General features: G+C 58.3%; 4 protein-coding genes. 2 read left to right on the forward strand and 2 right to left on the reverse strand.

Translation table 11 applies throughout. From position 1 onward, the window contains the following. Window positions 1-942: 942 nt before the first annotated feature. Both AC0L30_RS27970 and AC0L30_RS27975 read right to left on the reverse strand, forming a co-directional pair. A complete protein-coding gene (locus AC0L30_RS27970) occupies window positions 943-1,179 on the reverse strand; it encodes a hypothetical protein (protein ID WP_473405677.1) in 237 nt (78 codons plus the stop codon). Between the two features lie 974 nt (window positions 1,180-2,153). Further along, window positions 2,154-2,498 carry an H-NS histone family protein gene (locus AC0L30_RS27975; RefSeq protein ID WP_473405678.1) on the reverse strand — a complete coding sequence of 115 codons (345 nt, stop codon included), beginning with the start codon at window positions 2,496-2,498 and terminating at the stop codon, window positions 2,154-2,156. A 465-nt stretch (window positions 2,499-2,963) separates the two neighbouring features. On the opposite strand from AC0L30_RS27975, the gene AC0L30_RS27980 reads away from it, so the two are divergent. After that, the gene (locus AC0L30_RS27980; protein ID WP_473405679.1) at window positions 2,964-3,656 is read left to right on the forward strand and encodes a hypothetical protein; all 693 of its coding nucleotides are present in this window, start codon (window positions 2,964-2,966) and stop codon (window positions 3,654-3,656) included. A 2,404-nt stretch (window positions 3,657-6,060) separates the two neighbouring features. After that, the coding region (locus AC0L30_RS27985) for a VCBS domain-containing protein (RefSeq protein ID WP_473405680.1) at window positions 6,061-6,962 on the forward strand (902 nt) is incomplete at its 3' end.

The following is a 6,962-nucleotide window of genomic DNA, read 5'->3' on the forward strand; positions in this document are numbered from 1 at the left end:
ATTGGGTGGCCGCTTTCGATCGGAATCGCTGGCCGCCTTCCGTCGGAATCGGTGGCCGCTTTGCCTCGGATTCCGCAGCTTCGCTCCGAATTCGGACTTACGAAACAATTCGTTAGCTTTTATTTGGCTAGCTAGGTGCGTGCCGATTACCGCCGATTGCGGCACATGGAATGGGAATACCGGCCCCGGCTGTTCCTCCCAACCTGCGGCTGGGGCCGTTTGAACTTGCGCTGCACCGTTCAACACGGTCCACGGCAATGTTTAGAGGCATTGCCATCACGCTATTTGGGCTGACCATTCTTTCGCAGCTCGATCAGACGCTCTTCCATGGTCGAAATACTGACGCCGCGCTCAGGCTTGTGCGGGACATTAGTCGTGGTTTCGGCCTGTAGGTCAGCCGTGCTGCGCTCCTTCGGGCGGGGCATGCGCGAGCTTCCTCGATGGCTACTTCTTCAACAATACCCCTATCGTTCGCGCCATTCGCCTCACTGATCCTGCGTGACGGCCCAGCTCGGCTGCAATCTTCGATACGCCAGCGCCTGTCCGTGCCAGCTTCGACAATTGCTGGACCTCGCGGTCGGTCCATTGTTTTGGCTTCGGTGTTTTCATGGTGCGGTGCTCACCCACACCAGTTAACCAGCGCGCCTCGTTTCGAACACTTGGGAAATTTACGGGTGGGTCCGTGGGCTGCGATCGAGGTTCGCCGAAAAATAGTTGACCAGTTCCGCAGTCTGGGCGCCTTGCCTGAAACCCGCTGTTCTTCGAAATCGACGGAAGGACCATATGGATGAACTGCTGGCGGCGTACAATGACATCACCGCTTCCGGATTGGGCCCTCCCAACCGCAATGCGATGCGGCGAAGGCGGGGCAGCGTTCGCTGGCGGAGCCATGCGCAAAGTTCCGTTGTGCACGTCGATCTAGCCGGCTTGACCTCTTCCGCGTCAGCCACGCGTTCGCTGAGCGGGCGGCTTAAACTCCACGACCTCGTGCTGGTCGCACGGATTAGCTCGCTCGTTTTTCTTGACGATTAGCTCAAGCTCGAGAGCCTCGAAGGCGAGTTCATCCGCCAAGCGCTTAAACAGCTCGCGCTTTTCTATGTCCGTCGCCTGCTGACTCATCAGCATAAACTCTCTGGCGTCAGCGCGGACCTTTTCCAAACGTCGTCGGAGGTCCTTCATGTGTGCCGGCTTAGCTTTTAAACTTATCCTTGGCCCGAACAAATCAGTTTGCTTGTTCGGATCCACCTGGAGTCAACTGCCGAAACTCGATACTGGTTCTATGCGGACCGCCAAATTCGCCGCTCATCGTGCTGCGATATTTGGCCACGCTCCATGACCCAGCCCCTGTTCAGGGATTGCGGGCTGAGGACGGCCGTCTTGGCTGATGAGCCATCCCTGTCCGGCTCTCGCCGGATGATGCATAGAACTAGCATACCTGAAGGGGCATGAATGTTCGAAAGCGCACAGACGCGAGTGTTGCGCCGGACTAGGCTGGGAGCGATCCTGGACGCTCGCGAAGCGCTCAGGGCCTAGTGGCATCGGGAGATGCCAAATGTGCCGGCTGCGCTGAAGCGGCTCCGTCCGCGAACGCAGTGTTGCCGGTTGCGTGCCGGGTATGAGGCAGGAGTAACCTCGGCAGATTCTGGATCCAACGATGGTCGTTCCTCGTGCGTACTGCCCTTCTCATTGTGGGAATATGGCTACTGGTGAACGTTCTGTTCGTTGTAGTTGTCCTGCCCTCGCGCAGACCGGCACCTACTCGGCGAGCAGGAACTCCATCTCCGGTGACGATCAACACAACGGCCGGTCGTTCGGACGATCACGACCCACCACTCCTGCAGCGCGGGATGACGCCGGTTGCAATCAGAGTTGTTTTCGTCGTCCTCCTCCGTCCAGTCCTTCGAGCGTGGAATGCGGTTAGGCGGCACTTCAGAGGCCACCACGACTAGATGCGGGCCATCGCGCGCTTGAGAGTCTCGTCGATGTCTTCACTGCGCCGCGAGCCCCCCGAGCGATTCAGCGAGACCATCAGATTGCAAGTGCGCTCGCTATGGCCATGCCTCCAAGCATGGTCATGCCCCGCGTTTGAACGATGATGTGAGCTCAGAGCCCAAGGGCAGCAGCCGGCGCCAGCATTCCCATCCCAAAATGCCTCAATCGGCGCTCAATTGGTCTGCCGCTTTTGGGCTGAAGCCGATCAGGAAATCGTCCAAATTTCGGCCGCCTCGAAGCTGCGGCCGCAGCCATCTAGGCAGCCTGCCGCGACCCGACCATGTCTCCGCTGGGTTCTTCGGATTGCGATATTTGGGACGAACGGGCGGGTATGGACGGCGCTTGCGATTAAACCGCGTGGCCTCGTTAGCTAGTCCAATCCTGTGGAGCCGTTCCTCCAAATGTGCTTTTTGCACCAACATTTTCTGAGTGAGTTTGGCGGCGACCTCTTGGTGAAGTATCCAGAGCTCGTCAACGGAGAGCGAATTGAAATGCGCGGTGTTCATGGCTCCATCCCTAATCTTGGGCAGAAGGCCCAGGCAGACAAGTCGGGAATCCGGGAGCAGACAAGCCCTCAGTTAAATATTGATCATGCAATCCACATTTAATACGAGAGGTAGCAGGGAGAAAGGCGCGACAGTGGTAATATCGTGGCGGAGTATTTAAATCGCTGCGAAGGGGTAGCCACGCCTCGTGACCTCCACAAACTCACCCTCGCCCAGTTGCGCTTTCGTGCTCGGGGACGAGCGCAAAGATGGCGATCGACCGAGCGGCGGCGGCGCGGATCGCGGGGAGCGAGGCCCAGCACAACTCAGGTGGCTCGATGAATCGCGCTGCCTCGTGACCGGCATATTAATCAGGTAGCCAAGAGTACAATTAATTAATTCATCGCGCCGCCCGATTTAAGCCGCATGGCAGCCGTTGTCGCCGCTAAGGTTCGAGCGGGGGTGGGGCGCACCCGGGAGTTTTCGATGTCCGGTCATTTGCGATTATACTTCGCCAGTGTGGTGCTTATCGGAGGTTTATCGGCGGCGCCTGCGTCTTCCAACCCTCTTGCCGACAACCCTCTTGCCGACTTCTTCAATACTGCTACGCCCCAACCCACGGTAACCTCTCCGCCGCAAGCCGAATGCGTGCCGCGTCCCGGTACCTCGACCACTGGTGGACAGCATTGGGTCTACCGAATGGACGGTCGCCGCAAATGCTGGTTCCTGGCCGAGGGCATCGCGACGGTGAAGAAGCCCATTCGGGCTCGCATGGCCAAAGACCGCACCGCCAGTTTGGACGAAAACGGGACGAGGTGGAGCGCGCTCGTTGATGCGCGCGCGGAGTTGCTGCGCTCCGCACCGCCCGAGCAATCTCAGCCGCCTGTACCCGAAATGAAGGTAGCTGATGCCGCTTCCAATCTCGGCACGGGGTCGGCGGCCCCCATTGTCGATCTTCCCAACCAGCTCACCTCCGAACACTCCGTGCCGGGCCAAGTCGACGTTGGGCAGCTTCTCGCCGACGCACCTCAAGATATGCCGCTGGGCGCGCGCACTGCAGAGGCGCACGGCGAGGCGCGCAGCTGGACGGCCTGGTTCGGTGTGCTGCTGATGACGCTTGGTGGCCTCTCGCTCTTAAGCTCGAGCCGCACGCTTCGGCATGCGTGGAGATTACGTTAGCTTAGATGCGAGGTACATCCGCCGCGCAATCCATGGATTCCACGAGCTGGTATAGCCGAACTGCCACACGTACAAAGATTCCGTGCGCCACACCTAGTTTGGCACGTGCCTTAGACGGACATTCAAATACGATGACCGTCGCCTTTGGGATCGGACTGCATTATGCGGTACAAGGTGTTCGTGGTGGACGGCAGCCGGCAAGTGATCTGCGCCGCAAAGCTCGACTGCATTGATGAGCAGACGGCGAGACGCCGAGCCGAGCAAATGCATGACGAGCACGACGTTGAGCTTTGGCAAGGCGATCGACTCGTTGCTGTGTTCCGAAGTGCAACGTCGAATGAAGGTCGGAGCTAACGCGCGATCCTGAATAGACGGCCGGTTTCGCCGCCGAGTTAGTTCGAGCATTGTGAGGCACCCCGGCCTGGCTGGTTGCCGACATGTCGCAGCGACGTCGTCACCGAGGCGCGCTACTGCGGGGATGAAGGCGCCAGTCCTCTTTCAAAATGGTCGCAGATGCGAGGAGCGCGGGCAGTCCGTCCATCGAATTGCGCGAGTGAGCCAACGCGGGTCAGCCTTCGGCCCCGGCGGGTCTCTAAACGGTTCTTGCTCCGCCGCTCGCTTTGGTACGCCGCCTTCTGCCGATTGTTCTTGCTTCTACACGTCGGAGCTTGCTTCGAAGCTTCTCCACCTCTCTAAGCTCCTCCAGAAGCGCCCGGTGTCGTTCGCTCAGAACAGCAGTCGAAAAAATCTGACGCGTACTCGACATCACATGCCTCAGAAAATGACTTGAAGTAAGAAGTCGACGAAAAGCGAAAGACAAGGACACTCGACCGAAGCTCAATGAGCTAAAGCCACAGCCGCCAGATGCTCCCAGTACTCTGCCTCTGCAAGCAGTTTCCAGCTTCTCTCAGGTTGGAGTGCGGCAGTCTGTCGGCACAGCAGCGCCATTGCACGCAGGCGGCGGGCAGCTTCCATTTCAACCTCCCATGTTTTCCCCAAACATATTTTTCAATTTTGCGATGGAGTCATCATGATTATATGAGATAATCAAATTTCTCATTTAATGGCGGTCAATTTGGGTTGCATTTGTAAGCCGACCGGGAACTGCTTTCGGTTTAAGCTTCACATCGATTTCGAATGCTTGCTCGCGGGGACCTGTTGCGCGGTAAAGCGAACGAGAACGTGCGCGGCGCAGAAACACGAGAAGCGAAGCTTCATGCGCGAGCATCGCAATGTCAGAAATCCCAACCTAGGACTCTTCTCGCCGCCCTCCAGGGCAAGTGCGCTAACCGAGCCATAACCCAGCAGTTGGGTTGCGTCAGCGGTCTGGCTACCCGCCTCGCTCTTGGAGTGCACCACCCTTGAGTCCCGCAATGGTCTCACACTCTGGAACGTGCGCCGGGCGACAAGGACGGCTACTGACCCCATGAGAGGATGACCAGCATCACATTGAAAGCCAAGTTCGCCGCGTCACGCCGGGCGGGCCTGGATCGCGTCGGGGGCGTAAGTTAATAATCAGGCGCAACGTCTTGCGAAGCTGTTGCTTTCATGCCTCGTCTTCGCAGATAGGGCTGAGTTTGGCTCCAGCTGGCTCCTTGCGACTGTCGATCTACGCGAAGCAATGACCATCTCGCGGACGGAGTGCATCTGGGTAAAAGCCGTAAAATTCCGGAGTCGCCTCGCAAGGAGTGGCGCAAGAGCCTCCTTCTTCTTGATTTTGCTGCATTAATCATTAAATGCGGCGTATAAATAAATAAATAGACTGGCGCTTTAATTTAAAATAGCTTTGATTTAATCGGGAGGGAATGACCATGGCGCTTCTTGATCGCGGTTGTCGCTTCTGAAGTGGCGAATATTGAAAAATCAATAATTGCCAGATGTGGGCGGCCAAGCACCGGCCACGATGGGCAAGGGGGATACCGCTAGATCTTTCGCGTAACTTGGCAGCAGTTGATGGAGCTGCGGTGGGTGGACCTATCGCCGTTCGAGCGAGCGCTACCAATTGTGTGAATCGATTTTGCGGGACGCTCTCTGCTCTGCATTGGCAGGCGAGGTTGCGAATGACGTGCACGCATTTTGTAGCAATTTTCACTCGAGCTCGAGAAATTTCGAATTCTTCTCCGTCAATTTTCGATTTTTCGATCCGCCAAGTTTGCGGTTTGCAAACATGGCGGCTGTCAGGCGCGCGACCGTGCACATGACATTCGCTCGCAAGCTCGGAGCGGCTCTAGCCCTAAACAGGCTTGACCGGCACGAAGCGCTGAGCAGGACGATAGGCATGCTGAGTAGCTCGGCATCTTTCTTCAGCAGCATAGGCAAGGCAACGGCCGATCATCCCCGCGCCATTGTGCAATTTGTGCCGGTCCGTGAATGCGCACGGCGCATCACCCAGAGGATTTAAGCTATGGCGACGCAGGCAACAGGCGGCGGCAGCACGGTTTCGTTCGGCAATACTCCGCAAGCCAACACGGACATTTTCTCGTTTACGGAAGACGTCAGCAACATTCTCATCTTGAACGTGCTGGCAAATGATCTTGGGGGCGCGGCCAAGACGCTGTTCTCCCTGGACGACGGAACGAGCACCTCTGCGTCCACCAAGAACTACGCCCCTGCGGATTTGCTGGTCAAAGATCTGGCGTACAGCAGTGACGCTGCCGGAATGGTCGGTACCGGTGACCGCAGCGCGCTCGGTGCGCGCATCTGGATCGAGTCGGACGGCACCGTTCATTACGATAAGGGCGACATCAACACTCAGCTTCAGGCGCTGGCGGCCGGGCAAACGCTGACGGATACGTTCACCTACGCGATCCAGCTGGGCAACGGCACGCTCAGTTGGGCGACGGTGACGCTCCAGTTCAATGGCGCAAACGACTCCGTCTCTATCACATCGAGTCCGCAGAGCGGCTCGGTGGTAGAAGACGCGAACACCACGCCGGATCCCTCGGATTCGCAGAGCGCGGCCGGCACCATCAGCTTCAACGACGCCGATCTCAGCGACACCCATTCGGCCACGTTCGCGACGGCCGCTTCCAACACCACTGCGCTCGGCACTTTCTCGCTCGACCCGGTCGGCGAGGCGCCCAATGCCGCCAACGGCTCGGTGCAGTGGCACTATGCGCTTAACAATTCGGCCGCCCAGTATCTAGCCGCAGGTCAGAGCGTCACCGAGAGCTTCGTGGTGACCGTCAACGACGGCCACGGCTCGACGGCTACCCAGACGGTGACGGTGACCATCACCGGCACCAACGACAATGCGGTGATCACGGTTGGCGCCGGCAATAGCGCCAGCGGCGCGGTGACTGAGGA

This window comes from Bradyrhizobium sp. MI1.11 (assembly GCF_055811255.1).

Excerpts from the sequence above, each read along its gene's own strand:
- AC0L30_RS27970 (WP_473405677.1), bottom strand. The coding sequence starts at position 1,179 with ATGAAGGACCTCCGACGACGTTTGGAAAAGGTCCGCGCTGACGCCAGA.
- AC0L30_RS27975 (WP_473405678.1), bottom strand. The coding sequence starts at position 2,498 with ATGAACACCGCGCATTTCAATTCGCTCTCCGTTGACGAGCTCTGGATA.
- AC0L30_RS27980 (WP_473405679.1), top strand. The coding sequence starts at position 2,964 with ATGTCCGGTCATTTGCGATTATACTTCGCCAGTGTGGTGCTTATCGGA.